Below are 705 nucleotides of genomic sequence, written 5' to 3'. Positions count from 1 at the left end.
TGGGCTTGGGCCACTGATGAAAGTGAAGAAAGTATTTTTGCTGATCAATCTGCTTACAGTGATATCAACGAAAAAGGTTTCAAAATGAAACCAATCAATTGGGATGACTATACCGTTAAAATAATGAATCAGGGCAGAATGGTCAGATTGGTGAATAAATCAGATCCAGAAAGTTCCCCAATATCTTACTATTACGTTGACGAGGAAGATGGAGAAACAGTTTTGGCTACCGTCGCGCCAATCTTTTCATTAATTAACGGTCGTTTTGTTCAGGTAATTTAATGAGTAGCAATATCGGGTTATTTGACCCGATATTTTCTCTTGATGGGAAATGCAATAAAAATCGGTGATATCAGTTCAGCATTTTTTGATTGTAAAGAGATACTGGGATTGTGGATTGGGTTAATATTAAAGTTGGATGGTATTCCGTTTATCACCGGGTTACCCGGAATGTGAGGATAAAATGAGATTAAAATGGTTATTGCTATTATTAGGCGTGATTATTATGTCAGGTTTAGGTGTGATAGTAATGCGAGGTGCTAATGCAAATGAACCGCGGTTGTATATTCGCAGTTTATTCGATATTCAGTATGCCTTTTGTGACATCAAAACCAATGGTGTAACGGGAATGGATAATCGAAATTCAGCCCGGGGCGGCCGGGGATTTGGCACTGCCAGTACGGCTTCCATATTATTTATGACAAA

At 38.6% G+C, this 705-nt stretch carries 2 pseudogenes; both read left to right on the top strand.

Annotated features, from left to right (window positions below):
* A pseudogene (locus LG003_RS23135) lies at nucleotides 1–282 on the top strand (hypothetical protein); the annotation flags it as partial.
* Nucleotides 283–463: 181 nt separating this feature from the next.
* A pseudogene (locus tag LG003_RS23130) lies at nucleotides 464–705 on the top strand (hypothetical protein); the annotation flags it as partial.

This window comes from Photorhabdus kleinii (assembly GCF_025384885.1).
GTDB lineage: Bacteria > Pseudomonadota > Gammaproteobacteria > Enterobacterales > Enterobacteriaceae > Photorhabdus > Photorhabdus kayaii.
Note: the sequence above shows the minus strand (reverse complement) of the source record. Positions and strands in the feature narration are given on the sequence as shown.